The organism is Nocardia sp. NPDC004123 (assembly GCF_053603795.1).
Map to the genome: position 1 here is coordinate 154,708 of NZ_JBSGGG010000008.1, position 24,642 is coordinate 179,349.

General features: G+C 69.6%; 27 protein-coding genes. 16 read left to right on the forward strand and 11 right to left on the reverse strand.

The window, feature by feature from the left end; translation table 11 throughout:
* Window positions 1-23: 23 nt before the first annotated feature.
* The 6 genes from ACWEQQ_RS13665 to ACWEQQ_RS13690 all read left to right on the forward strand — a co-directional run bounded on the left by ACWEQQ_RS13665 (window position 24) and on the right by ACWEQQ_RS13690 (window position 5,184).
* The gene (locus tag ACWEQQ_RS13665; RefSeq protein WP_452348436.1) at window positions 24-971 is read left to right on the forward strand and encodes an ABC transporter substrate-binding protein; all 948 of its coding nucleotides are present in this window, start codon (window positions 24-26) and stop codon (window positions 969-971) included.
* Between the two features lie 397 nt (window positions 972-1,368).
* Window positions 1,369-2,901 (forward strand): ATP-binding protein, encoded by a 1,533-nt coding sequence (locus ACWEQQ_RS13670; RefSeq protein ID WP_452340811.1) that lies wholly within the window; start codon window positions 1,369-1,371, stop codon window positions 2,899-2,901.
* Window positions 2,898-3,332, forward strand: coding sequence for a roadblock/LC7 domain-containing protein (locus tag ACWEQQ_RS13675; RefSeq protein WP_452340810.1), 435 nt, complete (start codon window positions 2,898-2,900; stop codon window positions 3,330-3,332). Before ACWEQQ_RS13670 ends, ACWEQQ_RS13675 begins: the two co-directional genes overlap by 4 nt.
* On the forward strand, window positions 3,329-3,676 hold the full coding sequence (locus tag ACWEQQ_RS13680; protein ID WP_354832974.1) for a DUF742 domain-containing protein: 348 nt from the start codon (window positions 3,329-3,331) through the stop codon (window positions 3,674-3,676). The genes ACWEQQ_RS13675 and ACWEQQ_RS13680 overlap by 4 nt, the downstream gene beginning before the upstream one ends.
* A complete protein-coding gene (locus ACWEQQ_RS13685; RefSeq protein ID WP_452340809.1) occupies window positions 3,651-4,247 on the forward strand; it encodes a GTP-binding protein in 597 nt (198 codons plus the stop codon). Before ACWEQQ_RS13680 ends, ACWEQQ_RS13685 begins: the two co-directional genes overlap by 26 nt.
* Window positions 4,248-4,392: 145 nt before the next feature.
* A complete protein-coding gene (locus ACWEQQ_RS13690) occupies window positions 4,393-5,184 on the forward strand; it encodes an alpha/beta fold hydrolase (RefSeq protein ID WP_452348437.1) in 792 nt (263 codons plus the stop codon).
* On the opposite strand, the gene ACWEQQ_RS13695 is transcribed toward ACWEQQ_RS13690, so the two are convergent.
* The gene (locus ACWEQQ_RS13695; protein WP_452348438.1) at window positions 5,185-5,973 is read right to left on the reverse strand and encodes an MmyB family transcriptional regulator; all 789 of its coding nucleotides are present in this window, start codon (window positions 5,971-5,973) and stop codon (window positions 5,185-5,187) included.
* A gap of 294 nt (window positions 5,974-6,267) precedes the next feature.
* Here ACWEQQ_RS13695 and ACWEQQ_RS13700 point away from each other — a divergent pair, with 294 nt between their 5' ends.
* The 6 genes from ACWEQQ_RS13700 to ACWEQQ_RS13725 all read left to right on the forward strand — a co-directional run bounded on the left by ACWEQQ_RS13700 (window position 6,268) and on the right by ACWEQQ_RS13725 (window position 13,068).
* Entirely contained in the window at window positions 6,268-7,449 is a 1,182-nt protein-coding gene (locus ACWEQQ_RS13700; protein WP_452348439.1) for a 2-deoxy-scyllo-inosose synthase, read from the forward strand.
* A 7-nt stretch (window positions 7,450-7,456) separates the two neighbouring features.
* The gene (locus tag ACWEQQ_RS13705; RefSeq protein WP_452348440.1) at window positions 7,457-8,758 is read left to right on the forward strand and encodes a DegT/DnrJ/EryC1/StrS family aminotransferase; all 1,302 of its coding nucleotides are present in this window, start codon (window positions 7,457-7,459) and stop codon (window positions 8,756-8,758) included.
* On the forward strand, window positions 8,755-9,960 hold the full coding sequence (locus tag ACWEQQ_RS13710) for a GNAT family N-acetyltransferase (protein ID WP_452348441.1): 1,206 nt from the start codon (window positions 8,755-8,757) through the stop codon (window positions 9,958-9,960). The genes ACWEQQ_RS13705 and ACWEQQ_RS13710 overlap by 4 nt, the downstream gene beginning before the upstream one ends.
* A gap of 27 nt (window positions 9,961-9,987) precedes the next feature.
* On the forward strand, window positions 9,988-11,127 hold the full coding sequence (locus ACWEQQ_RS13715) for a cytochrome P450 (RefSeq protein ID WP_452348442.1): 1,140 nt from the start codon (window positions 9,988-9,990) through the stop codon (window positions 11,125-11,127).
* A 28-nt stretch (window positions 11,128-11,155) separates the two neighbouring features.
* Window positions 11,156-12,775, forward strand: a complete 1,620-nt coding sequence (locus ACWEQQ_RS13720) for an MDR family MFS transporter (RefSeq protein WP_452348443.1) — start codon at window positions 11,156-11,158, stop codon at window positions 12,773-12,775.
* Between the two features lie 128 nt (window positions 12,776-12,903).
* On the forward strand, window positions 12,904-13,068 hold the full coding sequence (locus ACWEQQ_RS13725; RefSeq protein WP_452348444.1) for a hypothetical protein: 165 nt from the start codon (window positions 12,904-12,906) through the stop codon (window positions 13,066-13,068).
* A gap of 49 nt (window positions 13,069-13,117) precedes the next feature.
* On the opposite strand, the gene ACWEQQ_RS13730 is transcribed toward ACWEQQ_RS13725, so the two are convergent.
* The 5 genes from ACWEQQ_RS13730 to ACWEQQ_RS13750 all read right to left on the reverse strand — a co-directional run bounded on the left by ACWEQQ_RS13730 (window position 13,118) and on the right by ACWEQQ_RS13750 (window position 16,147).
* Complete coding sequence (locus tag ACWEQQ_RS13730; RefSeq protein ID WP_452340797.1) at window positions 13,118-13,327, reverse strand: hypothetical protein; 210 nt, start codon at window positions 13,325-13,327, stop codon at window positions 13,118-13,120.
* Window positions 13,328-13,533: 206 nt separating this feature from the next.
* Window positions 13,534-13,971: a heme-binding protein gene (locus ACWEQQ_RS13735; protein WP_452348445.1), complete on the reverse strand. Its 438-nt coding sequence runs from the start codon at window positions 13,969-13,971 to the stop codon at window positions 13,534-13,536.
* Window positions 13,972-14,158: 187 nt separating this feature from the next.
* Complete coding sequence (locus tag ACWEQQ_RS13740) at window positions 14,159-14,731, reverse strand: dihydrofolate reductase family protein (protein WP_452340795.1); 573 nt, start codon at window positions 14,729-14,731, stop codon at window positions 14,159-14,161.
* 61 nt (window positions 14,732-14,792) lie between these two features.
* On the reverse strand, window positions 14,793-15,527 hold the full coding sequence (locus ACWEQQ_RS13745) for an SRPBCC family protein (RefSeq protein WP_452348446.1): 735 nt from the start codon (window positions 15,525-15,527) through the stop codon (window positions 14,793-14,795).
* 2 nt (window positions 15,528-15,529) lie between these two features.
* A complete protein-coding gene (locus ACWEQQ_RS13750) occupies window positions 15,530-16,147 on the reverse strand; it encodes an ArsR/SmtB family transcription factor (protein ID WP_452340793.1) in 618 nt (205 codons plus the stop codon).
* Window positions 16,148-16,356: 209 nt separating this feature from the next.
* Between ACWEQQ_RS13750 and ACWEQQ_RS13755 the strand changes: the two genes are divergently transcribed.
* Window positions 16,357-16,887 carry a hypothetical protein gene (locus ACWEQQ_RS13755; protein ID WP_452348447.1) on the forward strand — a complete coding sequence of 177 codons (531 nt, stop codon included), beginning with the start codon at window positions 16,357-16,359 and terminating at the stop codon, window positions 16,885-16,887.
* A gap of 107 nt (window positions 16,888-16,994) precedes the next feature.
* Complete coding sequence (locus ACWEQQ_RS13760) at window positions 16,995-18,176, forward strand: NAD(P)/FAD-dependent oxidoreductase (RefSeq protein WP_452348448.1); 1,182 nt, start codon at window positions 16,995-16,997, stop codon at window positions 18,174-18,176.
* 20 nt (window positions 18,177-18,196) lie between these two features.
* Here ACWEQQ_RS13760 and ACWEQQ_RS13765 read toward each other — a convergent pair whose 3' ends face one another.
* The gene (locus ACWEQQ_RS13765; protein ID WP_452348449.1) at window positions 18,197-19,420 is read right to left on the reverse strand and encodes a site-specific integrase; all 1,224 of its coding nucleotides are present in this window, start codon (window positions 19,418-19,420) and stop codon (window positions 18,197-18,199) included.
* Window positions 19,421-19,443: 23 nt separating this feature from the next.
* On the opposite strand from ACWEQQ_RS13765, the gene ACWEQQ_RS13770 reads away from it, so the two are divergent.
* Complete coding sequence (locus tag ACWEQQ_RS13770) at window positions 19,444-20,661, forward strand: epoxide hydrolase family protein (RefSeq protein WP_452348450.1); 1,218 nt, start codon at window positions 19,444-19,446, stop codon at window positions 20,659-20,661.
* Between the two features lie 113 nt (window positions 20,662-20,774).
* On the opposite strand, the gene ACWEQQ_RS13775 is transcribed toward ACWEQQ_RS13770, so the two are convergent.
* Together ACWEQQ_RS13775 and ACWEQQ_RS13780 are read right to left on the reverse strand one after the other, a co-directional pair.
* Window positions 20,775-21,203 (reverse strand): nitroreductase family deazaflavin-dependent oxidoreductase, encoded by a 429-nt coding sequence (locus tag ACWEQQ_RS13775; protein WP_452348451.1) that lies wholly within the window; start codon window positions 21,201-21,203, stop codon window positions 20,775-20,777.
* A 57-nt stretch (window positions 21,204-21,260) separates the two neighbouring features.
* Window positions 21,261-21,491 (reverse strand): hypothetical protein, encoded by a 231-nt coding sequence (locus ACWEQQ_RS13780; RefSeq protein WP_452340787.1) that lies wholly within the window; start codon window positions 21,489-21,491, stop codon window positions 21,261-21,263.
* A gap of 75 nt (window positions 21,492-21,566) precedes the next feature.
* Between ACWEQQ_RS13780 and ACWEQQ_RS13785 the strand changes: the two genes are divergently transcribed.
* Window positions 21,567-22,439 carry a class II glutamine amidotransferase gene (locus tag ACWEQQ_RS13785; RefSeq protein ID WP_452348452.1) on the forward strand — a complete coding sequence of 291 codons (873 nt, stop codon included), beginning with the start codon at window positions 21,567-21,569 and terminating at the stop codon, window positions 22,437-22,439.
* Between the two features lie 18 nt (window positions 22,440-22,457).
* Here the strand turns inward: ACWEQQ_RS13785 and ACWEQQ_RS13790 are convergent, their stop codons facing one another.
* Together ACWEQQ_RS13790 and dinB are read right to left on the reverse strand one after the other, a co-directional pair.
* Entirely contained in the window at window positions 22,458-23,255 is a 798-nt protein-coding gene (locus ACWEQQ_RS13790) for a HugZ family pyridoxamine 5'-phosphate oxidase (protein ID WP_452348453.1), read from the reverse strand.
* Window positions 23,256-23,291: 36 nt separating this feature from the next.
* Window positions 23,292-24,521, reverse strand: coding sequence for a DNA polymerase IV (gene dinB, locus ACWEQQ_RS13795; RefSeq protein ID WP_452340784.1), 1,230 nt, complete (start codon window positions 24,519-24,521; stop codon window positions 23,292-23,294).
* Window positions 24,522-24,642 lie beyond the last annotated feature (121 nt).

Genomic DNA, 24,642 nt, shown 5'->3' on the forward strand with positions numbered 1-24,642 from the left:
ATCCGCATTCACCAGGAGATTTCATGAGCATCCGGGTCGGGTACTTCCCGCACAACAACTCCCTGTTCGTCCTGCGCCACCGCGGCATCCTCGAACGCGCCCTGCCCGAGGTGGAGTGGGTCGATCTGCGGGCACTGCCCGAGCCCGCACCTGTGGACGTGAAAGCCGCCCTGCCGTCCCAGCATTCGGACTGGCTGTTCGCCGAGGGCGGTTACGACTTCATCGGCACCGGCTTCACCCCGCCGATCACCGCCCTGGGCAATGATCGCGACATCGTCTACGTCGGCATCTCCGGCCCGCGTATCGAGAACGGCCGCCTGGTCGCCCTGGCCGGTAGCGGCATCGAGGCCGTCGCCGACCTGAAGGGCAAGCGTGTGGGCATCGCCCACGGCTCCTGGCAGACCACCCTGCTGCTGTTCGCCCTGGACCGTGCCGGCTTCGGCTGGGCCGATATCGAACCGGTCGACACCGATATCCACGATGGTGGAAACCTGCTGCGCACCGGTGAACTCGACGCCTGGGTCGGCGCCTACCCGGCGCTGGCGGCGCTCGAGGCCACCACCGAACTGCACACTCTCGTCGACACCGAGTCGGTGTTCAGCCACCCGTCACTGTGGTTCACCCGCCGCGGGTTCGCCGAGCAGCACCGTGCGGAACTGGAGGCGATCATCGCCGCCCTGCAGGAATCCGACGCGTGGATCGCCGAGAACCCGCGCGCGGCCGCACAGTACTTCGTCGACGATATCGTCGCCCGCGGCGGCACCGCCGACCTCGATGCCTGGGAGGCCGCCCTGCGTGGCCGGCCCTTCGGCGTCGGTCCGGTGACCGCGGAGTTCCTCGATGAGCAACAGCGCGCGGCGGACCTGCTGAGCGCCAACGGCTTGCTGACCCGGCGGATCGATGTGCGCGCGGCGGTCGTTCCCCGGATCGCCGATGCGGTCACTGCCACGACCGCGGCCACCGCCGGCTGAGGCCTGCGCGAGCAGTGCCCGTTGCCGCGCGGCATCCGATGGAGACGATTTGCCGTAGCGGTCTCCACCGGGTGCCACGCGGCGTTCTGCTGCGGGAACCGGGAGGTTGCTGGCGTGCAGACAGGGCCGGGGGCGCAGGTCAGGGGCGGGGACAGCAGGGAATCCGGGGAGGTGGTCGAGTGACCAGTTGCCGGGCCGTGGACCTCGGGTTCGGATCGCCCGGGTGACCGGGTCCTTCCGCACCGGGGCTTCGGGGTGCAAATCGCAGTGAAATGCTGTGAGCTGCACGGGCTCCGGGTTGCGGTTTGCTCGGAGATACCGAAAGGTTAGGGGAGACAGAGGATTCTGCTATGGTGGCTCCGCCGATTTCAGGATCGGCCGGACGACAAGAGAATTGATGAATCAAGACAACGCCGTGCTGCTTTCCTGGGTTCTCGCTGCCGCGCTCCTAATCGCCGTGGTCGGGCTGCTGTTTCTGTGGCGTGCCATGCGCGCCGAACGCGGGCGGGTTGCCGCCCTGCGTGCGGAGCAGGCCAACCGCGACGTCGCGGTCGAGGACATGATCGTGAACCTGACCGAGAACGTCGTGCCCGCCATCGGTGCCGCCGTCCGACGCTCGGACCCCGACAACCCCACCGTGGACCTGCCGATCGTGCTCGAGCAGTCACGTATCGCGGAGCTGGTGTGGCAGTGGACCGCCCGCTGCGGCGAGGAGCTGCAGAAGGTGGCCGCCGAGACCCGCGACCGGGTCCGGCGCGAAGCCGAGACCGAAACGCAGCTCGCGGTGGCGCAGGCCGAATCCGAGCGGGAGACCGCGATGGCCCACGCCGAGGAGGAGGCCCAGCTGGCCATCGCCCAGGCCGAGGAGGCCGCCCGCGTCGCCGTCGCGCAGGCCGGGGCGGCCTCGCGCAGCGCGGTCGCCGAGGCCGCCGACGCCGCCCGCGCCCAGGTGGAGGGCTCCGCCCGCGAGGCCACCTCGGCCGCCGTGCGCGCCTTCGGCGCCTCGGTGGTGAGCCTGGGCGCGGACGTCAGCCAGGTGCTCAGCGCCGCGCTGCGTCAGCACCGCAATGACGAGACCTTCGAAACGCTCACCCGCATCGACCATTCCGTGCAGCAGATGATCCGCCAGGCGCAGTCTTATGTGATCGTCTGTGGCGGTCTGCCCGGCCGTCGCTGGCCGCAGCAGACCCTCACCGACGTGGTGGGCGGCGCCACCGGCCGGGTCCGCGACTACACGCGAGTGCGCGCCACCGAGCTGGACCGCCCGGTCGTGAGCCGCGCGGTGGAACCGCTGGTGCACACCGTCGCGACGCTGCTCGACAACGCGCTGCGCTACTCGCCGCCGACTTCGTACGTGGACATCGGTTTCCAGGAGGGTCACCACGGCATCACGGTGATCATCGACGACGCCGGTGTGCGGATGAACCCCGAGCAGCTCGAGGAGACCCGCCGCGTCCTCGCGGGCGACCAGCTCGTCGACATCCACGCGCTGGGTCCGACCCCGCGCGTCGGGTTCCCCGGCGTGGCCGCACTTGCGCGCCGCTACGGCTTCTCGGTCTACATCGACGGCCCCAATATGTACGGCGGCATGCGCGCCATGGTCTTCATTCCGGAGACCCTGCTGGCGGCGCCCGCCCCGACCCCCGTGGCCGTTGCCGCACCGACCCCCGTGCCGGCGCCCGCCCGGATTCCGGCACCCGACCCGGAACCCACGGTGGTGGCCATGGATTCGGCGCCTCAGGAACTCACTTCCGGTGGCCTGCCCAAGCGGCGCCGCCGCTCGGCGTCGGTGTCGGTGGCGGCACCCGTGCGCCCGGTCGTCGTGGATGATTCGACATCCGCGCGACCCGATATCGCCGCTGCCTGGCACAGCGGCTCCCAGCGCGGTCGAGCGGCCGCGTTCGAGCACTCCGAAGGGATGACATCGTGACCGGTACGCCCGCGACCGCCGTCAGTGACACCAACCGGCTGGCCTGGTTGCTCGATGATCTCGAAGCGCCGGGGGTCCGGTTCGCCGTCCTGCTATCGGAGGATGGCCTGCGCATCGCGCACACCAGTGGCGTGAGCATCGACGACGCCGAGCGTTTCGCCGCGGCCGCCTCCGGCCTGCGGGCCCTGGGCAAGGCGCTCGCCGAGTTCTGCGGCGGCACCTCCGACAATGCGGTGCGCCAGAACATGACCGAGTACGCCGACGGCATGATCTTCATCACCGCCGCCGGAGCCGGTGCGCTCCTGGGTGTTTCGACCACCCAGGACGTGGATGTCAGCCTGGTCGCGCACCGGATGAACGAACTGGCCCTGCGGGTCGGGCGTGAGCTCGGCAGTATGTCGCGGACCAGGGCGGATCTGCCGCGCTCATGAGCCGGCCGCGGCGCGACCCCGATCTGGTCCGGGCGTATGTGCGCACCGGCGGCCGATCGCGCCCCACGCGGGTGCTGGATCTGGTCAGTCTGGTTGTCGCGGTGGCCGATCCGGCCCCCGGCGCGTCGGCCGACGCCCGCCGCATCATCCAGCTCGCCCGCCGCGGCGTGCTGACGCTGGCCGAGTTGGCGGCCTATCTGGACCTGCCGCCCTCGGTCGTGAAAATCCTGGTGGCGGATCTACTGGACAGCGGTCATCTGGCCGTCCCGACCCCGGTGGAAGCGCTACCGGGCAAAGCCCTCTTGGAGGAGGTACTCGATGGACTCCGCGCTCTCTCCGCATGAGCGCGTCGTCGACTATGTGCCGCAGACCGTCACCCGCACCGTAAAGTTGCTGGTGGCGGGTAACTTCGGCGTCGGGAAGACCACGTTCGTGGGCAGCGTGTCGGAGATCCGGCCGCTGCGCACCGAGGAGACGATCACCGAGGCCAGCGTCGGCATCGACGACATGGCCGGGCTGCCGGGCAAGACCACCACCACGGTGGCCATGGACTTCGGCCGCATCACCCTGAATCCGCGTCTGGCGCTGTACCTGTTCGGCACGCCCGGCCAGCGCCGGTTCGTGCCCATCTGGGAGGACCTGGCCGTCGGTGCGCTGGGCGCGCTGGTACTGGTCGATACACGCCGGCTGGAAAAGGCCGACGAATCGCTGTCCATCCTCGAGGAGCGCGGTGTGCCGTTCGCGGTGGCCGTCAACGACTTCGATGGCGCGCCCAAGCATCCGCTCGACGAGGTCCGCGATGCGCTCGATCTCGACCAGGGCACGCCGCTGATGCGGCTCGACGCCCGGGACCGCAATCCGTGCCTGCAATCGCTCATCACCCTGGTCGAGTACCTGTTGGAGCCGCGCGTCTAGCCGTATTTTCCACGGGCAGAACATCATTCGTGGTGAAAGGCCCGGCCGGGCCGCTCGCGTGACGCATCTCGCAACGCCATCCATCCGAGCTGGAATCTACGCTACGGTGAGCGCTTCCTGCCGGGTGAAGCGAAAGAGTTTCGGAATGCCGTTTGCGAGCCGCGGATCGGTCAAGATCCACTACACCGATACCGGCGGGCCGGGGCCGGCGGTGGTGTTCGGGCACAGCCTGTTCATGGACCAGGAGATGTTCGCCCCGCAGATGGACGCACTCGCGCCCGACTACCGGATCATCGCCATCGACTCGCGCGGGCACGGGGCCAGCGAGGACGACGAGACCCCGTTCAGCTACTGGGATCTCGCCCGTGACGCCTGGGCGGTGGTGGACGAGCTGGGCCTCGAGCGGGTCGTGGTGGGCGGGGTCGCGCACGGCGGGTTCACGGCCGTGCGCATGGCGCTGCTGGCGCGGCCGCGGGTGGCGGGGCTGATCGTGATCGGGTCGAGCCCGGCGGCCATGACGCCGCAGCGGCGTGCCGGGTACCGAGAAGTGCTCGACATGTGGGCGAGCAGCGCGACCCCGGGGCCCACCATCAGAATGGTGTGCTCGCTCATGATCGGGGGCACCGCGGCCGATCAGCAGCCGTGGCGGGCGAAATGGGCTACCGCACCGCGCAATCGGATGCGGTTGGCGGGCGAATGCCTGGTCAACCGTGACTCGGTGCACGAGCTGCTCGGGGACATCAACTGTCCGGCGCTGGTGATCCGCGGGCTGGCCGATCAGGCCACCAGCGCCGAGGAGGTCGCGGAACTGGCTGCGGCGCTGGGCAGTCCGGCCCCGGTGCACACCATCGCCGGGGCCGCCATGACACCGAACCTCACCCACCCCGGCGAGGTCAACACGCTGCTGCGGGAGTTCCTCGCCGCCCTGCCGTCCTGATCAGGTCTCGACCAGTCCGAGGAACAGCTGGTGCGCCGGACCCGGCGCGGTCCCGCGATAGCGCTGCACCCGCACGTCGAACACGGTGGCGGTGCGCGGATCGCGCAGCGTGAAGGTGGGGTCGTGGCGGCCGATGTGCACATGTCCCGCGGTCCACAGCCGCCGGAAGTCGGGTTGCTCGCCCAGTTCGCGTAGCAGCTGCTCGATCTCGTCGCGATCGCGGGACCCGGCGGCGTAGGCGCGGAAACGCCCGACCATCAACTGGGCCTCGCGCTCCCACTCCTCGACCACGAGGCGCGCCCGCGGGTCGGTGAACATCCACCGCAGCACGTGGCCGTGCCGCGACAATCCCGGCAGCGCCGCGTCGAAGGCGCTGTTGCACGCCACCACATGCCAGCCGTCGTCGAGGGCCGCCGCCAGATGCGGCAGCAGCGCGTCCAGAATGGTGCACACCGCGCCCACCACCGGATCTCCGCCGCGCAGCGCCCGCGGGGACGAGGCGGCCGGGCGCTGCTGGGCCAGGTGGTAGAGGTGGATGCGCTCGGCCACATCCAGCTCCAGCACCGCCGCCAGCGAATCCAGAATGGCCGGGCCGGGATTGAGCGCCTCACCCTGTTCGATCTTGGCGATATAGCCCAGGCTGGCGTGGGTGGCCTCCGCCAGCTGCTTCCGGGTCAGGCCCGCCGGATGCCGGCCGGTAGCCCGTGCGCGCCGCTCGCGCACGAACTCGGCCAGCGTGGGCGCGCGCAGCCCCTCGGCGGTCGGCAGCCCGAATTCGTTGTCGGCCAACGGCTCCCCTCGAACAGATCAGCGTGCCTCCACCCTAGGTGCCCGCCCGCCGCCGGGTGCGGTGGAACGACGAGCCGGGGTGCCCGGATGCGGCGGTACCACCGCCGGTGGTCGCGGTGCGGAAACCTGTTTCGCGCAGTGGTGCTCGTGAATTCGCCTGCTCATGACTGGGGGTATCCGAGCGGTTGCCAAGCGGGGAGCTCGCATTCGATATTGGCCGTGCGAGGGACGGCAGCGGCGCCGGCCGGGGAGTCGATGGGGGGTATCGGCGAATAGCGAGGAGCGGCACCGGAAATGGCCAGTACTTCATTGTCGGGCGACGAATCGGGGCTGCGGTCGCGCCCGATAGTGATCGGGGAACAATCGTTTCCCTATTATTTCGGCCGCGACTGCATCACCGAGATCGGTGCGGCCATCGCCGCGCTGGGCGCGGACCGGCTGGTATTCGTCACCGATGACGAGGTGCTGTCCCGCTACCGCCGTGATATCGACCGGCTGGCCGGATCGATTCCGTCCCTGATCCTTTCGCATCCCTCCGGCGAGTCGATGAAAACGCTGACCTGCCTGTCCGGCCACCTGGAAACCGCCTTGCGCGCGGGCATCACGCGCCGGTCGGTGGTGGTGTCCTTCGGGGGTGGCGTGCCCGGCAATCTGGCGGGGCTGATGGCGAATCTGTTGTTCCGAGGTGTGCGGCTGGTGCACGTGCCGACCACGACCATCGCGGCGATGGATTCGGTGCTCTCGCTCAAGCAGGCCATCAACAGCGGAGTGGGCAAGAACCATCTGGGCACCTATTACGCGCCCGAGGCGGTCTTCACCGACGTCGAGTTCTTCACCACCTTGCCCGAGCGTGAATTGCGTTCGGGCCTGTGCGAAATGGCGAAGAACTGCCTCGCGATCGACCCTTCCGCATTGGCCGGGTTGCGGGCGGTGATCGGCAACATGACCGCACCGGATTCGCTGCTGTGGCTGCTGGACGCCAGCATTGCCGCGAAATCCGCGGTCACCCGGAACGACACCTACGAGCGCGGCGCGGGGCTGGTCCTCGAATACGGTCACACCGCCGGCCACGCCATCGAGATCTGCGATCATCGCGTGCGCGGCGCGGCGGGTTTGCCGCACGGCGCCGCGATTGCGCTGGGAATGCTGGTGGCCGCGCACATCTCGCACGCGCGCGGGTGGTTGTCCGACGACGAGGTGAGCGTCCACTACGAGATCGTCACCGGTCTGGGGGTGGAACCCGCGCTGCCGGATTCGGTGCGTATCGACGATGTGCTCGCGGTGGTCGCCGACGACAACAAGAGGGGCTACCTGCCGCCTCGGCCCGATGCGGTGCCGTTCGTGCTGCTGCGCGCCCTCGGGCGCCCGGAGCACACCGGCGACCTGCCGCTGGTGCCGGTGGCGGTGCGCGAGATCCGCGCCGCCCTCGACGTGATCGCCCAGCCGTCGGCGTCCGCGCCGGTCGTGGTCGGGTAGGCCCGCCGTGCTCGCGATACACGGCGGCACACCGGTGCGCTCGGCGCGTGCGTGGCCACGCTGGCCCCAGTACGACAATCGCACCGCCGCGGAACTGCTTGCCGCACTGCACTCGTCGCGCTGGTCGGTCACCTGGTACAGCCCGAACGGCGGCAAGTCCCGGGAGCGGAGGTTCGGGGAGGCGTTCGCCCGCTACAACAGCGCGGACTACGGGGTCAGCGTGGACCACGGCTCGAGCGCCCTGGTCATCGCGCTCGAAGCGCTCGGCATCGGCCCCGGCGACGAGGTGATCGTGCCCGCCATGACCTGGGTCGCCCCGGCCACCGCGGTGCTGCGGGTGGGCGCGGTCCCGGTGCTCGTCGACGTCGATCCCGCCACCGGCTGCCTCACCGCCGGCCACCTCGGCGCCGCGATCTCACCACGTACCAGAGCGGCCATCGTGGTGCACCTGGCCTGTACCGCAGCCGAACTCGACCGGATCACCGCGGTCACCGACGCCGCCGGGCTCGCGTTGATCGAGGACTGCTCGCAGGCCCACGGCACCCGATGGGCCGGACGCGCGGTCGGCACCTTCGGCCAGATCGGCGTCTTCAGCCTCGGGGCCGCCAAATCCCTCGCCGCCGGAGAGGCCGGGGCCGCGATCACCGGCAGCCACGAGCTCTACCGGCGAATGCTCATGCTGCGCGCCGACTCCCGCGGATACACCGACGACGGTCCCGCGCCCGGGGAATACGAGCTCGTCGAGGACGGCACGGTCATGGGCGCGAACTATTGCATGTCCGAGCTGACCGCGGCGCTGCTGCTCGACCAGCTGCCGCGCCTGGACGACCAGCACACGATCCGCGAGACGCGCGCCAAGGAACTGGAAGCGGGCCTGCCCCGAATCCCCGGCCTGGCACCCATTCCGGTGCCCGCCCCGGTGGATCGGCGTGCCGTCTACGAATACGGAATCCGTTTCGAGCCCGGCACTTTCGGTGACGCCACCGTCGAACAGGTGGCCGCGGCCCTCACCGCCGAACTGGGCACCAGGGTCTACCCGCCGCGCGCGCCCCTGCACCGCAGCGCCCTGCTGCGCCCGCACACCAAACCCCGCTTCGCGCGCTGGTGGGCCGATGCCGTCGAACGCGCCGCCGGTCGCCCCTTCCCCGGAGCCGACCACTACCGCGACCACACCCTGCTGCTGCACCACAGCGTGCTGCTGGGCCGGCGCGGCGACGTCGACGACATTCTGACCGCGCTCGACAAGGTGCGCACCCACGCCGCCGACCTGCCCGTGCGCCCCGCCCCCGACCCGAAAGGCATGGCATGACATCGGAACTCATGGCGGACTGGGAGAGCCGCATCATCGACGGCATCGTCACCCGCCGGGCCGTCGAATCGGACTGGGACGAGCTGCGCGGGCGGTATGCCCGTGCATTCGGCGGGGTGAAGACTCACGATTTCGAGGCGTGGAAGCGGCAGTTCCGGCTCGAGGACATCGCGGTGGTCGAGGACGTCTCGATCGCGCGGCAACCGCGCATCGTGGGGACCGCCGCGATCATCCGCACCACGGTGACCGTGCCCGGCGGCGCGCAGTTGTCGGTCGCGGCGTGCGCGCAGGGGATGGTCGCCACCACCCACCAGAAACGCGGCATCTACGCCAAGGTCCAGGCCGAGCTCATGACCATCGCCATGGAGACCGAAGCGGACGTGCTGGCTGCCATGCCCGGCCCGGGCGGCAGCTACGCCTATGTCGGGGTCACGACGCACACCCGGCACCTGCGCATCGACCGGGGACGCGCGAAACTAAGGGTCGCCGAGCGGGATTCGGCGTCGGTGCGCGAGGTCGGGCTGGCGGAATCGGTGGGGGAGCTGCGGCAGATCTACGCGCTGTGGCAGCAGGCCACCCCGGGCGCACTGGATCGCGGCGAATCCTGGTGGGCGAGTGCCATCAGCCCGCAGTCCTTCATCATCGTGCACCCGGACGGCTACGTGATCTACGACCTGGCCGGGAATACGGTCCTGGTCAAGGACTTCTGCGCACTCACCGTCGCCGCGCACCGGGAACTGCTGCGGTGCCTGCTCGGGCAGGGCGAGTACACGGAGATCCAGATGGACACCGCGCTCGACGACCCCACCCCGCTGCTGCTCGAGGACTCCCGCGCGGCCGCGGTGACCGGAATCGACGCGGGCATGTGGATGTGGATCCTGAACCTGTCCAAGGCCATCGCGTCGCGGGAGTTCCGCGGCGACTTCCACGGGGTGGTCGAGGTCGCCGATCCATGGGGCCTCAGTTCCGGCGCCTACCTGCTCGATATCGCGGGTGGTCGCGGCAGCTGGTCGCCCGTCGAGGAGGCCGTGGCCGATGTCCGCATCGGCCCGCTGGAACTCACCACCGCCTACTTCGGCGCCCACACCCTCGGCGAGCTCGCGCGCGCCGGGCGCGTCGAGGAGATCACCACCGGTGCCCTCGAGGCGCTGGACCGCGCCTGCACCCCCGCGCGGAACCCGTTCAACACCACGCCGTTCTGATCGAACTCCCCTGAGGACAGCACCACCATGACAATGCCGCTCCCTCCATCCATCTGCCCGGTGACCGGGGTCGTCGGATCCGGGGTCACCCGGGTCACCACGCCCACCGGCGATCCGGCCTGGCTGGCCACCGGTTACGAGCTGGTGCGGGACCTGTTCACCGATCCGCGGCTGGGCCGCGCGCATCGCACGCCGGAAACCGCGGCGCGGCTGGGGGAGTCGGCCTTCTCGGGCGGGCCGATCGGCAACTTCGACACCGAGCTCGAGGATCACGCACGCATGCGCACCCTGCTGCAGCCGCACTTCTCGCCCAGGCGGATGCGGGAGTTGCGGCCGCGGGTCGAGCAACTCACCTCGGAGCTGCTCGACGCGATGGCCGATCAGGGCTCGCCCGCCGATCTGCAGGCCGCGCTCGCCCTGCCGCTGCCGCTGCTGGTGATCTGCGAGCTGCTCGGGGTGCCGTACACCGACCGGAACCTGTTCCGGGACTGGGTCGATGCGGTCGGCAATGTCGCCGACCGCGCCAAGGTCGAGCAGGGGGTGGCCGAGCTGTTCGCCTACTGTCTGGAGCTGGTCGGGGAGAAGCGGCGCGATCCCGGCGACGACGTCGTGTCCCGGCTGTGTGCGATCGACGGCGTCGCCGACACCGAAATCGCCACGCACGCCATGGTTCTGCTGTTCGCCGGGCACGAGACCTCGGCGGTGCAGATCGGGGTCGGCGTGCGCATGCTGCTGGAGAATCCCGGCCAGTGGCGGCTGCTGCACGAACGGCCCGAACTGGTGGACTCGGCCGCCGAGGAACTGCTGCGCGCCTGCGACGCCAGCAGCCTGCCCCGGTACGCGCGCAGTGCGCTCGAGGTCGCCGATGTGGAGATCGCGGCCGGTGATCTGGTGCTGCTGGGCATCGCCTCCGCCAATCACGACCGGGCGCTGTTCACCGATCCCGAGCGCCTGGACATCACCCGGCAGGAGGCCGCGCACTTCCTGTTCGGCTACGGCCCCCGCTACTGCCTCGGCGCGCCGCTGGCCCGGCTCGAATTGCAGGTCGCCTTCGGGCAACTCGTGCGCCGATTCCCCACCCTGACCCTCGCCGTCGACCCGGCCACCCTCGCCGAGCGGGACGAGGTCTTCACCGGCGGACTGACCGCGCTGCCCGTGCGCTGGTGACCACCCTTCAGCACCGAGGACTCACGAAATGGCTCTCGCCACCACCGATTCCGCGCCCCTCGTCATGACACAGCGGCGCATCTGGCTCATCTTCGCGGCCCTGTCCGCCGGACTGTTGCTCGCCAGCCTCGATCAGATGATCACCGGCGCGGCGATGCCCACCATCGTCGGTCAGCTCGGCGGTGTCCCGCACATGGCCTGGACCACCACCGCCTACCTGCTGGCCACCACCCTCGTCATGCCGCTGTACGGCAAGCTCGGCGACCTGTTCGGGCGGCGCCGGCTCTTCCTGTTCGCCATCACCGTGTTCACGGCGGCCTCGTTCGGGGCGGCGGTGTCGACCGGGTTCTGGGAGTTCATCGCCTTCCGGGCGCTGCAGGGCGTGGGCGGCGGCGGGCTGATGATTCTCGCCCAGGCCACCATGGCCGATGTGGTGCCCGCCCGGGAACTCGGCAAGTACGGTGCGCCGATGGGCGCGATCTACGGGCTCACGGCGGTCGGCGGACCCATCCTCGGCGGCGAGTTCGCCGATCACCTCGGTTGGCGGTGGTGCTTCTGGATCAATGTGCCGATCGGGTTGGTGGCCTTGATCATTGCCGCACGACATCTGACCCTGCCCAGCAAGCGGCCGGCCGTGCGGCCGGACTATCTCGGGGCGGCACTGATGAGCGCGGGCACCGCCCTGCTCATCCTGATCAGCGACTGGGGTGGCAAACGCTACGGCTGGGGCTCGCCGACGATACTCGCCATGATGGTGACCGTGGCGGTGGTGATCTCGGTATTCATCGGCGTGGAATCGCGAGCCGCCGAACCGATGCTGCCGCTGCGACTGTTCCGCAACCGCACCTTCGCGACCACCTCGCTGCTCGGTTTCATCATGGGTCTGATCATGTTCGCGTCGGTGGCGTTCGTGCCGACGTTTCTCCAAATGGCAACGGGCGTCTCGGCATCGGCGTCCGGGCTGCTGTCGATCCCCATGACCATCGGCATGTTCCTGACCGTGTCCGTCACCCTGGGCGCGGTGACCCGCACCGGCCGCTACCGGGTCTACCCGCCACTGGGCGTGGTCATCATCGCCGCCGGCATGATCTGGATGACGCGCCTGGACGCACACACCCCGGCGTGGGTGGTGTCGGCGATGCTGTTCGTCATCGGACTGGGACTCGGCATGGTCATGCAGCTGCTGGTGCTGCTGGTCCAGAACGCCGTTCCCGCAACGGATGTCGGGACCGCGACGAGTGCGAACAACTACTTCCGTGAGATGGGCGGCGCGCTGGGCGTCGCCATCTTCGGTTCCATCTTCACCTACCGTCTCACCGGCAATCTCGACGCCGCCTTCCGTGCGCACCCCGGCGAGGTGCTGTCCACCGGGGCCAACCCGGCGGCCCTGCCGCCGGCGGTCGTCAACCTCCTTCCGGCGCCACTGCGCGATGCCATCGTCGGGTCCTACGCCCATGCTCTGGTTCCGGTATTCGCCTACCTGCTCCCCGGCCTGGCGATCGCTTTCATTGTGGCCCTGCTGATTCCGCACATCCCCCTGGCGGACGTGTCCGGTCTGGTCGCCCGCAAGGAGGCGATCCACGACACCGACCGCGATCCGCGCGACGAGAAGGAACCCACGACAATCCTGGGCACCCCGCCCGCCTGACCCTCTCCCGCCGCAGCGGACCGCGCTGCGCACTGGGCGAATCTCGGCCGCCGGGCCGCTGGAGAGCATCCAGGGGTCCGGACCTCGGCCTCCACCCCCACAGCGGCAGTGCGTAGTACAACTACACCATGGGAAGAGCGCCAACAGTCGTTCTCTACGTCCTCGCACTGATAGTCGTGGTCGTCGGCGTGGACATCCTCTTCTTCCGACACCATTTCTGGGAACGCCTGATGGTGAACATCGGCATCGTCCTGATCTTCGCAGCCTTCTACCTGAGGTTCCTGAAGAGTTGACGCCGCGCGAGGCGGGCTGACTCTCGCACTGCGGGCTGCGCGGTGCGGGTCAGACGAGTTCGACCTCGTCGAAACGGACGGTGAAGCTGTGGCGGCGTTCGCTCAGGACGCCGCCCTCCCGGTGGACCAGGCCTTCGCTGAAATCGATGCGTAGTTCTTCCCGGTGCTTGTCGACGGTGCGCACGACGCCGCAGATTCCGATGAACGGCCCCTCCGGGAAGTACACGACATCGCCCGGACCGAATTCGGTAAAGCCCACGCGGCCACAGTAATCCACGCCGCTGTTCTTTGCCTGTGGACGCGCTGGCGTGGTCGCCCCCGTTCCGGCCGATCGATATGACATGGTGGACCGATGGCCACCTGGAGAGAGTTCGAGCATGCCGCGCCCGAACTGGCCGCCGCCGTGCGGGCCAGGTTCGAGGCGACCAAACACCACGTGCCCCTCGGTGCGGGCTCGGGACCCGGTTAGGCGGTGTGAGAACGGTCTTCGTGCCACTGCTCGACAGCAGTCTGCACAGCCAACTCATCTTCTTTGGCGTGCGCGCCCGAGGCCCCCGCCGCGCCCAGAATCACCCCGTTCTCGGTCACGAGAACACCGCCGGCGTACGGCACGAAATCACCGCCATACAGATGCTGGATACTGCCGGTGACTGCTCCCGGCAAGTCGATACCCCCCGACGCTCGCAGCGTCAGCAAGGCCGTGCGCGCCTTCGCCACCGCAATCCGGCTCGTCATCGGCATCCCGCCGTCGGCACGCCGCAACACGATCACCGACCCGGTGACATCGACAACTGCTACTGCAACTGGCGGAAACTCATGTTCGGCCCCCACTCGCAGTGCAGCCGCAACCAACCAATCAGCATCAGCCAAAGCCAAACCCGGCAACCGGGGAGTCTCACCCATCCCCACACCCTATGCCCGCGCCTGGGAACATCCGTCCGTCCGCTGGCTCGAATTCGCCTCGTAGTCAGCATCTTCGGCGAATTCGACGCCATGTCCGAGCAATGGTGGAGTGAGGGCCGGTCGGCCGCGGATGCCACGGGCCAACCGGCAAGTCCTCCAGGGAGCTGCCGGATCCGGGCCGGATGCCTCAGCGGACGACGTCGAAGATGTTCTTCTGGATTCCGTTGGAGTAGGTGGCGGCCTCGACCAGCTTCAGCTTCTGGGCGTCCTTGTCGGACTCGGAGAACAGGCGCTTGCCCGCGCCGAGCAGGACCGGGAAGACCAGCAGGTGGTAGCGGTCGATCAGACCCGCGTCGGAGAGGGCGCGGTTGAGCGAGGCGCTGCCGTGGATGATGATCGGGCCGCCGTCGGTGTCCTTCAGGGCTGCTACCTCGTCGACTGAGCGCAGGATGGTGGTCTCGCCCCAGTTCGTCACCAGGTCGGCATCGGTGAGCGTGGTGGAGACGACGTATTTCGGCATGCCCTTGTACCCGGCGAAATCCGCCATGTCCGGCCACACCGGGCTGAATGCCGCATAGCTGACGCGGCCCAGCAGCATCGCGGTGGCTTCCTCCTGCTCCCGTCCCTTGATCTCGTAGGCCTCGGGAACGAATTCGACATCCTTGAAGGTCCAGCCGGAGTTCCGGTAGCCGGGTTCGCCACCCGGGCCCTCCACGACGCCGTCGAGGGAAATGAAGGCGGTGCTGATGAGAGTGCGCATGCTCTGCTCCTTGATATGTGGTGTGTCGGTTGGTGATTCGAATGGTTCGGCCGGGGCTGCGTCAGCCCAGCAGGCTGGTGAGCCACTGTTGCCAGGCGGTCTCGGCCCCGGCGGTGTCGAGACCGAACAGGTGATGGAACATCAGCGCCAGCCCGGTGGGCGCGTGGTGGAAGGTGTAGAGCCCGTCGGCGGTGCGGATCTCGAAACGCTCGTCGTCGGCCCACACCACCTCACCGTCCAGCGCCGGCAAGCCCGCTGGTTCGGCCTGCACCCGCGCGCCCACCGCCACCGGGTCCGGTAGCGCCAGCGCCCGGATGAGCGCCGACCGCACCGCCTGCCCCGAAGAGCCCATGGCGACGGCGAATACGGGAGCCGCGATCCGGCCCGGGAAGTGCGTCAGGTATTCGCGCAGCGTGTTCAGGTGGAACGGCCAGCCGCGGCGCAGAGCGTCGTATTCGTCCTGCCAGTCGTCGCCCAGCATGCCGCTGTGGACCACCCGCAGGACGGTGCTGCCGCCCTCGCGCCCCTCGAGCAGATACTCGAAGGCCATGAACCGGCCGTCCTCGTCGGTCCCGGTGCGGGTGGCGAAGTGCTTGCCCGGCTCGTACGCGGTGATCACCGATTCTTCCCGCCGGCCACCGGTATCCATGGCGGCGATCCCGCCTGTCCGTGCCTCGACCTCGTTGCGCCCCATGAACCAGGAGTCGATTCCCGGCCCGGTCGCGATCGCCTCCCAGACCTGGTCCGGGCTCGCGGGCAGGGTCGCCTCCAGCTCGATTTCGAACGGATGCCCCATCGTCAGTTCTCCTGTCCTGCTTCGGATTCGGTGTCTTTCCGGGCGGTGGGTATCTGGTGCATGCCGACGACCACCCGGTGGTCGCGCCCGCCCGGTGCGGACTCGTCGTGGTAGCGGCTGACCAGTGTCGTCACTGCCTGTGCCAGCTCCTCGGCGAACGCCGCCCGGTCGGCCGCGGACGCGAACCGCACCTGCGCGTCGATCCCGAAGGTCGCGACCCGCCGCTGCGCCCGGGCCGCGCCGCTCAGCAGCGCCCCGACCTCCTGTACCAGCCGCGCGCCCAGCGCCACCAGCCACCGCGCCGACAACTGGTCGGGCGAGCGCGCCGGATCCGGACTGACCGCACCCAGCGCGCTGGGGGAGATCACGTAAGAGGCTGCCGTGGCCCGGAATACACGCTCGGTGACATTGCCCTTGCGCCGTTCCTCGACCAGCTCGACCAGCCCGTGCCGCTCCAGCTCCTTGAGGTGGTAGTTCACCTTCTGCCGCGGTAGCCCGAGCCGACCGGCGAGCATGGCGGCCGAGCCCGGCTCGGCGAGAGCGGCGAGGATCCGGGACCGGATCGGGTCCAGGGAAGCCTCGGCCGCGGCGGGTTCTTCGATCACAGCGACGTCCAGCACCACCCCAGAGTCTCACCGACAAAATTATTTGTCAAGGAAGACGAAGTTGTCGGTTGTCGAGTGCCGCGGGTGCCGACCGCGGTCGACCGGGTTCCCGGCATTGACACCGACCGGGTCGCGCCGCACGCTGCGCCGGTGAGAATTTTCTTCATAGTGGCCATCCCGACAGCGGCGGTCACCACAGCGGCGGCTCCATCGACTGACGCGCGATGACCGGTCCTGCCGACTTCGGTCCGGACGCCTACGTCGTACGCACGGGACTGTGGCGGTGGCGCCGCGCCTCGCACGGCCGAGTGGTCTTCGCCGTCCACGGTGCGGGTGTCTACTTCGCTGCTGACGCGTCCGGCCCTGCCCAGACCGTGCCCTGGTCGCGAATCTGCGCGATCGAACTGTTCACCGAAACCACCTCGACGCCGCGAAATCAGTTCCGCCACCGCTGCATCGGCGTGCGGGCCCGCGGCACCACCCAACCCTCGCGAGGCGGTCCGGCGGCCCGCCCGATACCCGAGTCGTCGGCCCGGCTCCTGCGCGACGCCGGTCGCGCCGACCTGATCCCCGGTGCCGACGGCACCATCCGCTGGGCATACCGCCGCATGACGGGCTGGCGGGTATCGCGCCAGAGCCTGGCCGCGGCCGTCACCCGCCACGCTCCGCACATTCCGGTCATCGACGGTCCGTCCTGGCCGCCTGCCCTGAGCTGGTCCGAGGCACTCACGGCCCGCAAGCGACGGCCTCGGTGACATCGGCGCCGCGGTGAGCCGCGTCACCGACACGCGCCGCGATGTCACACATCGGGCTCGAATGGTGTCTTCATGTCCGAAACCACCAACGGTGAAGGAGGGCGGACATGGAACGGGTCGTCAGGGTCGTCGTGGTCGGCGGCGGATATGCGGGGATCATCGCAGCCAACCGGTTGCGGACTCGGGAGGACGTGGAGATCACGGTGATCAATCCGCGGCCGCAGTTCGTGGAGCGAATTCGGTTGCACCAGTTGGTCGCCGGCTCCGGCTCCGCCGCGGTCGAGTACGACGCGCTGCTCGGCGCGGGGATCCGGCTGATCGTCGATGAGGCGACGGTGATCGATGGGGTGCGGCGCAGCGTGGCGCTGAAGAGCGGAGGCAATGTGGCCTACGACTACCTCATCTACGCCGTCGGCAGCCACGGGGCGGTCCCGGCCGTCCCGGGCGCAGCCGAATACGCCTACGACATCGCGGAATTCGAGCACGCCGAGCAACTGCGCGACGCGCTGGCCGGTGCGGACGCGGCTGCACCGGTGACCGTGGTCGGTGCCGGGCCCACCGGCATCGAGACCGCCGCCGAGCTCGCCGAGCTGGGCCGCCCGGTCACGCTGGTGTGCGGTGGCCTGCTCGGCCCGTACCTGACGACGACCGCCCGCCGCTCGGTCGCCCGGCAACTGACCACACTCGGCGTGACCATCGTCGACGGTCCGGATGCCAAGGTCACCGCCGTTCACCCGCACAGCGTCGTGCTGGCCGACGGTCGCGAACTGCCCAGCCCGATCACGGTGTGGACGGCCGGTTTCGGCGTCCCGGACCTGGCCGCCCGCAGCGGCCTGAGCACCGACGCCGCCGGCCGCCTGCTCACCGACGAAACCCTCACCAGCATCGACGATCCCCACATCCTGGCCGCCGGTGACGCCGCCGCCCCCTCCGGCCAACCCCTGCGCATGAGCTGCCAGGCCGCCATCCCGCTCGGCGCCCACGCTGCCGGAACCATCCTGAGCCGCCTCGCCGAATCCGAGCCCGCCGCAATCGATATCGCGTTCGTCGGCCAGTGCATCAGCCTGGGCCGCAAACGCGCGACCGTGCAGCTGGCCCACTTCGACGACACCGCCCGTCGGGCCTACCTCGCCGGCCGCGTTGCCGCCACCGTCAAGGAGGCGATCTGTAAATCCACCGTGTGGGGCCTCGCCCGCGAAGCCCGCAAACCCGGCTCCTACGCGGCCATCAAGGGCGGCAAGCGGCAGCAGCGCATCGCGGCCGCCGCAGCGATGGCCGATCAGAGGTAGACCGCCGGTCGAAATCGCCGCTACAAGCCCAGTTTCGTGACGGCGTTGTCCTCGAGTGGGTTGGCGGTGCGGATGTAGCCGTGGACGGTGCGGGGGTTGGACCAGCGGCCCTGGCGCATGATCTCGCGGTCGCTGGCGCCGCCGAGGGCGGCCTGGGTGGCGAAGCCGGCGCGCAGGGAGTGACCGGAGAACAGGGTGGGGTCGAGGCCGGCGCGGGCGGCGTAGCGCTTGACGAGTTCGGCGACCGCGCGGCCGGACATGGCGGTGGCGGCGATGCCGCCGTGGCGTGAAATGGCCGGGAACAGCGGCAGATTCGGGTCGGTGAGGGTGGTGCCGGTGAAGCCGTGGCAGCGGTGGATGTGGGGGTCGGGCGGCGGGGTGGCGTCGAGCCAGGCGCGCAGGTCGGTGGCGGCGTGCGCCTCGCGCAGGCGGGTCCAGTCGGCGAAGGCGCAGACGGGGCAGGTGTGCGGGCGCTGGCCGCGGGGCAGGGCGACGCGTTGTTCGTTGACGCCGGTGGCGTCGGTCTTGGTGGCGGGCAGCTGGATCAGCAGCAGCGGCTCGCCGGTGGTGTGGTCGGTGGTGACCGCGACATCGGCGACCCGCAGCGCGGCGATCTCACTGCGGCGCAGCGCCCCAGCGAATCCGACCAGCAACAGCAGTGTGTCGCGGCGGCGGGCCGGTTCGGTGGGCCACTGCGCGGCCGGCAACTCGTTCAGCAGCTGATCGAGGGTGTGCAGCAGCACCGGCCGCTTCCGCTTGGGACGGCTGCGCCGGGTGCGGCGGATACCGCGCAGGGTCAGCCGCACCACGTCGGCGCGGGTGGGGGAGGGCAATCCGTTGGCGGCGTGCACGGCGGCCAGCGCCGCGGCCTTGCGCTCCAAAGTGGCGGCGCTGAAGGCCCATTCGCCGTTCTCCCGCCGCGCGTCCGCCGCCGCGGCCAGATACACCGCCACGTCCAAGGCGTCCGCCGGCAGCGCCTGCCGCGCTTCCGCCGCGCACCAGGCCCCCCACGCGATCCAGTCGGTCCGGTACGCGCGCAAGGTATTCGCCGACTGCGACGCCTCGAGATACCGCCGCAGCGATCCGGCCTGCACCTCGTCGAAACGATCGCGTACCAGACGCAGCGCCGCCGCGTCGACCAGCACACTGCGCACCCCGCGTCGCAATTCGCCGCGCACCTCGTCGGGCACCGCGATCACCGCGGCCTGTTCCACCGGCTCGGTGACCTCCGTCGGATCTGGCATGTCCCCGACCCTAGATTGACTATGTGCTCCCGTTGCAGCAGACCCCGATTCACGTGTCCGACGACATTCTCGACGACCTCCGACAGCGCCTGACCCGGACCCGCTGGTTCGACGACGACGGCAATGCCGACGGCCACTACGGTGTGCCCACCGCCTATCTGCGCGAGCTGGTCGATCACTGGCGTACCGACTTCGATTGGCGCGCACAGGAAAAGGCCATGAACGCCTACGAGCACTACCGGGTCGAGGTGGACGGCGTCCCCATTCACTTCCTGCGCAAACCCGGCGTCGGCGACAACCCGATCCCGCTGATCCTCACCCACGGCTGGCCCTGGACCTTCTGGCACTGGTCCACAGTGATCGACCCGCTGGCCGATCCGGCGGCGCACGGCGGTGATCCCGCCGACGCGTTCGAGGTCATCGTCCCCTCGCTGCCCGGTTTCGGCTTCTCCACCCCGGTACCGTCGCGCCCGGATCTGAACTTCTGGAAGATCGCCGACCTCTGGCACACCCTCATGACCGATGTGCTGGGCCACCGCACCTACGCCGCCGCCGGATGCGATGTCGGCGCCCTGGTCACCGGCCAGCTCGGCCACAAATACGCCGACGCCCTCTACGGCATCCATATCGGCTCCGGTCAGCGCCTGGACCTGTTCAACGGCGAACGCGCCTGGGACATCACCGGCGGCCGCCCGATTCCCGAGGGCCTGCCCGGCGACGTGCACGCGCGAATCATCGAGCTGGAGAAGCGATTCGCGGTCCACCTGTCCGCCCAGATGCTCGCCCCCGCCACCCTGGCCCACGGCCTGTCGGATTCACCCGCGGGCATGCTGGCCTGGATCCTGGAGCGCTGGATGCGCTGGAGCGACCACCGCGGTGGCGACTTCGAATCCGTCTCCAGCAAAGACGAGGTCTTGACCCACGCGACCATCTACTGGGCGACCAACTGCATCGGCAGCTCGATGCGCCTCTACGCCAACCACAATCGCTACCCCTGGACCCCGTCCCACGACCGCTGGCCCGTGATCGAGGCCCCCACCGGCCTCACCTTCGTCGCCCACGAGAACCCGCCCGGTGTCACCACTGCCCAACGCGCCCAGCAGTTCCGCGACAGCGACCGCGGCGCCTGGTACCACCTCGTGAATGTGACCGCCCACGATCATGGCGGCCACTTCATCCCGTGGGAAGTCCCGTCCGAATGGACCGACGACCTCCGCCGCACCTTCCGCGACCGCCGCTAGCCTTCCGCCACCGATGTGATGGGGGCTTGCGGGGAGGTCGCTCGCAAGCCCCACGGAACGCCGGCGGAAATCGTGTCAGGGGTCTTGCCGTGATCGGGCGAAACGCGACATTTTCACGCGGTGGCCGTGCGGGTCAGCACGACGACGGGAATCTCCCACTCCACTTTTGCTTGGAAATCGGCCATGAACGGTGTCATCTCGAGCTGCCGGTCCCACAGCCGCGCCCGCTCGTCCCCACTCGCGACCACGGCGATGACCGGCCAGGTCTCGGTGCCGACCTCGACCGTCCCGGCCGGATTTGCCACCAGGTTGTGATACCAGCCCGGCCGGTGCGGCCGGCCGCCGTTGGCGGCGAAGACCACCAGGCGGTCGCCGTCGCGCTGATAGGCCAGCGGCCAGGTGCGGTCCTGCCCGGTGCGGGCCCCGGTGGTGGTCAGCAACAGGAGATCACGCTCGGCGAACTGCCCGCCGACCTGTCCACCCCCGGCCCGGAATTGCTCGATCACTTCTTCGTGCAGTCGCTGACGCGCAACGTCGGTCATGGTCGGCATCAACTGTGTTGCCGCCGTGGGTATTCCGCTCCCGGCGGCGAATCCGCCTCAGTGCTGCAACCGCCATTCCGCATCCGGTTTCGGAAGCGGCCAGGTCCACCGGCTCTTCATGCGCAGCTCCAGCAACTGCTGTCGGCGACCACACGACTGCTCGGTGGCGCCGTCGCCCTCGACGCAGTTGCGGTGGATCCACATCATGGCTTCCACCGTGCCCGAGAGGCGCATGGCGTCATGCTCGGGCATACGATGATGCGTGAGCACCGACGGCGTGTCCGACATGGCCCAATCATCCCTCAGCCCGGCCGTGCTGTCGTCCAGTCCGCGCGTCTTCGCCTCTCGTGAGAGGAGTTGGTCATGTGTCGTCTGTTCGGACTCTCGGCCGCCCCGCAGCGGGTGCACGCCACCTTCTGGTTGCTGAACGCGCCGGACAGCCTGTCCCAGCAAAGTCACCGCGAACCCGACGGCGTCGGCCTGGGCACCTTCACCGCGGCGGGCGCGCCGCTGGTGGAGAAGCAGCCGATCGCCGCCTATGAGGACCGGCTCTTCGCGCAGGAGGCCCGCGAATGCGAATCCGAAACCTTCGTCGCGCATGTTCGCTTCGCCTCCACGGGCGGGCTGAAGACGCGCAATACCCATCCGTTCGAGCAGCACGGGCGCCTGTTCGCGCACAACGGGGTGCTGCAGGGACTCGACGAGCTGGATCACGAACTCGGTGACTATCGCCGACTGGTCCACGGCGACACCGACTCCGAGCGCTTCTTCGCCCTGATCACCGCCCGGATCGACCATCATGCGGGCGATGTCACCGCGGGCATCACCGACGCGGTCGGCTGGATCGCCGACCGGCTGCCGCTCTATGCGCTCAACCTGATCCTGACCACCGCGACCGAGCTGTGGGCCCTGCGCTATCCCGACACCCACGACCTGTATGTCCTCGAGCGCGCCGCCGGTGGCGCACAAGGCGATCGGCGGCTCGACCACGCGAGTCACCGTCATCGGGGCATTCGCACCAGCAGTGGCGCGCTGACCGACTATCCTGCTGTCGTCATCGCCAGCGAACGCATGGACGACGACCCCGGATGGCGGCTGCTCGCCTCCGGCGAACTGCTCCACGTCAACGGGCGTCTGGACGTGCGGTCCAGCATCATTCGGGATTCCCCACCCCGCCACCTGCTTTCGCTCGCCGACCTCGACGAGACCGCCGCCGCCTCCCAGACCGCGCACTGACGATCACCGCTGCGTCGGTCACTCCGGTCGCGAGACCCGGGCCAGATCGACAGTGGCCGCGCGCAAGTCGGCGATGTTGTCGATCGGTGCGAGATAGCCGATACGGGTGACCGCGATGCCACGCGGGGTGGTGACCCGCAGGTCGAGGCCGAAGCGGTCGGCGCGTTCACAGACCGCGGCGGTCGCGTCCGGATAGCCGCCGCGGGCGTGGGCCATGTCCAGCAACGCGTCCGCGTGATCGTCATTGAGATGCGCGATGGCACGGGCCGCACCGGGGATGATCGGATCGGCCTGGGCGGCCGCGTATTCATCGGCGGTCGCGGAATCCATGCGTCCGTACCCGCCGACCCAGCGGGCCCGCTGCACACGCAGCACCCACACCGTGAAATCGCTGAAGTCGATGTAGGTCTTGGCCGCCGGGACCGCGGCCAGGTGGGCCTCGCGGGCCGCTACCGCCTCCTCGCCCTGCGGGCGTTCGGCGACACCGGCGAGCGTCAATCGCGTTCCGGCCAGCGGGTCCTCCGGCAACTCCGGGGTCACGATGGACAGGCTGGCGCGCGGATCGCCGGCCAGGTTTCGGCCGTGCTCGGCCATCCGGGACACACACAGGACCGGTTGTCCCGCAAGCAGTCCATACGTGACGAAACTGGCCCAGGGGCCGCCGTCGGCCGACAGGGTGGCCAGGGTGGCCGTATTCGTCGCCGCGGCAACGGTTCTGGCCTCATCCGCCGCGGACGGCCGGGTGGTGATCGCGATGGGGGTCAGCGGCGGGGGAGTCGAGGGCGCGTCGCCCGGGTCGCCGTGGTCGAGAGCCATGCGTCACAGGCTACCCGCGCGGCCGAACAGGACCGATCAGTCGGGAAGGATTGGCACCGAGAGCCCTTCGCCCTTCCGCAGCAGGGCCGCACGCGTGACGGTGCCCGCGCCGAAGCGATCGCGCAGTGCGTCCAGAGTCGAATCGAGGGTGGATTCCGCGCGCGGCTCGAACGGCAGCGACAGCTGCATGGTGTCGGCGTCGTCCAGATTGGTCAGGGACAGACCGATGAGAGTGAGGCCGCCGCGCTCCCGGATCAGCGGCATGGTCGCGGACAGCAGAGTGCGCGCCGCCCGCAGAACGGTCTCGCCGCTGTCGGTCGCCTCGGCCAGCGTGTGCGAGCGGGTGGCGCGCGTGAAATCGTCGAAACGCATGCGCAGCACCACCGTTCGGCACACCCGCCGGGCTTTGCGCAGCCGGTGCCCGAGCCGGTCGGCCAGTCCGTGCAGGTACCCCTCGAGTTCCTCGTCGCTGCGATGGCGGCGGCCCAGCGCCCGCTGCGCGCCGATCGAGCGCCGGCGCCGCCCGGTGTCCACCCGGCGCGGGTCCCGCGCCCACGACAGGGCGTGCAGATGCCTGCCCGTGGCCGGGCCGAGCACTGCCGCGAGCGGCCCCTCACCCAGGTCCGCGAGCTGCCCGACCTTGGTGATGCCGCGTTCACGCAGCTCCCGCGCGGTCACCTCGCCGACGCCCCACAGGCGTTCCACCGGCAGCGGATGCAGGAATTCCAGCTCCCGGTCGGGTGGAACCTCCAGCAGCCCATCGGGTTTGGATACCGCGCTGGCCACCTTGGCCAGGAACTTCGTGCGCGCCACCCCGACCGAAATGGGCAGTCCGACCTCCGCGCGCACCCGCGCCCGCAGCCCGCGCGCGATATCGACCGGAGTGCCGGCGATCCGCCACAGTCCGGCCACATCGAGAAATGCCTCGTCGATGGAGATGCCCTCCACCTCGGGCGTGGTGTCGCGGAAGATCTCGAACACCGCCTTGCTGGCCTCCGAATACGCCGACATCCGCGGCGGCACCACGATCGCAGTGGGGCACAAGCTCAGTGCCTGACGCACATTCATGGGCGTCCGCACCCCGAACGCCTTCGCCTCGTAACTGGCGGCCAGCACGACCCCGCCGCCGACGAGCACCGGCCGCCCCCGCAGCCGCGGACTGTCGCGCTGCTCCACCGACGCATAGAAGGAGTCCAGGTCGGCATGCAGAATCGCCGCCCGCTCGGGGCGCGCGCTCATCCTCGTGATCGAACCGGACACGAACATATGTTCGCATACCTGATGGTCTGTTGTCCGCGTGTCCCGCTCACCCGACCGATTCACGCCAAACGGCCGAGGCGTAGCTTTCAAGGCGCGGCAACACTTCGGCAACACGGATCGAAGAATG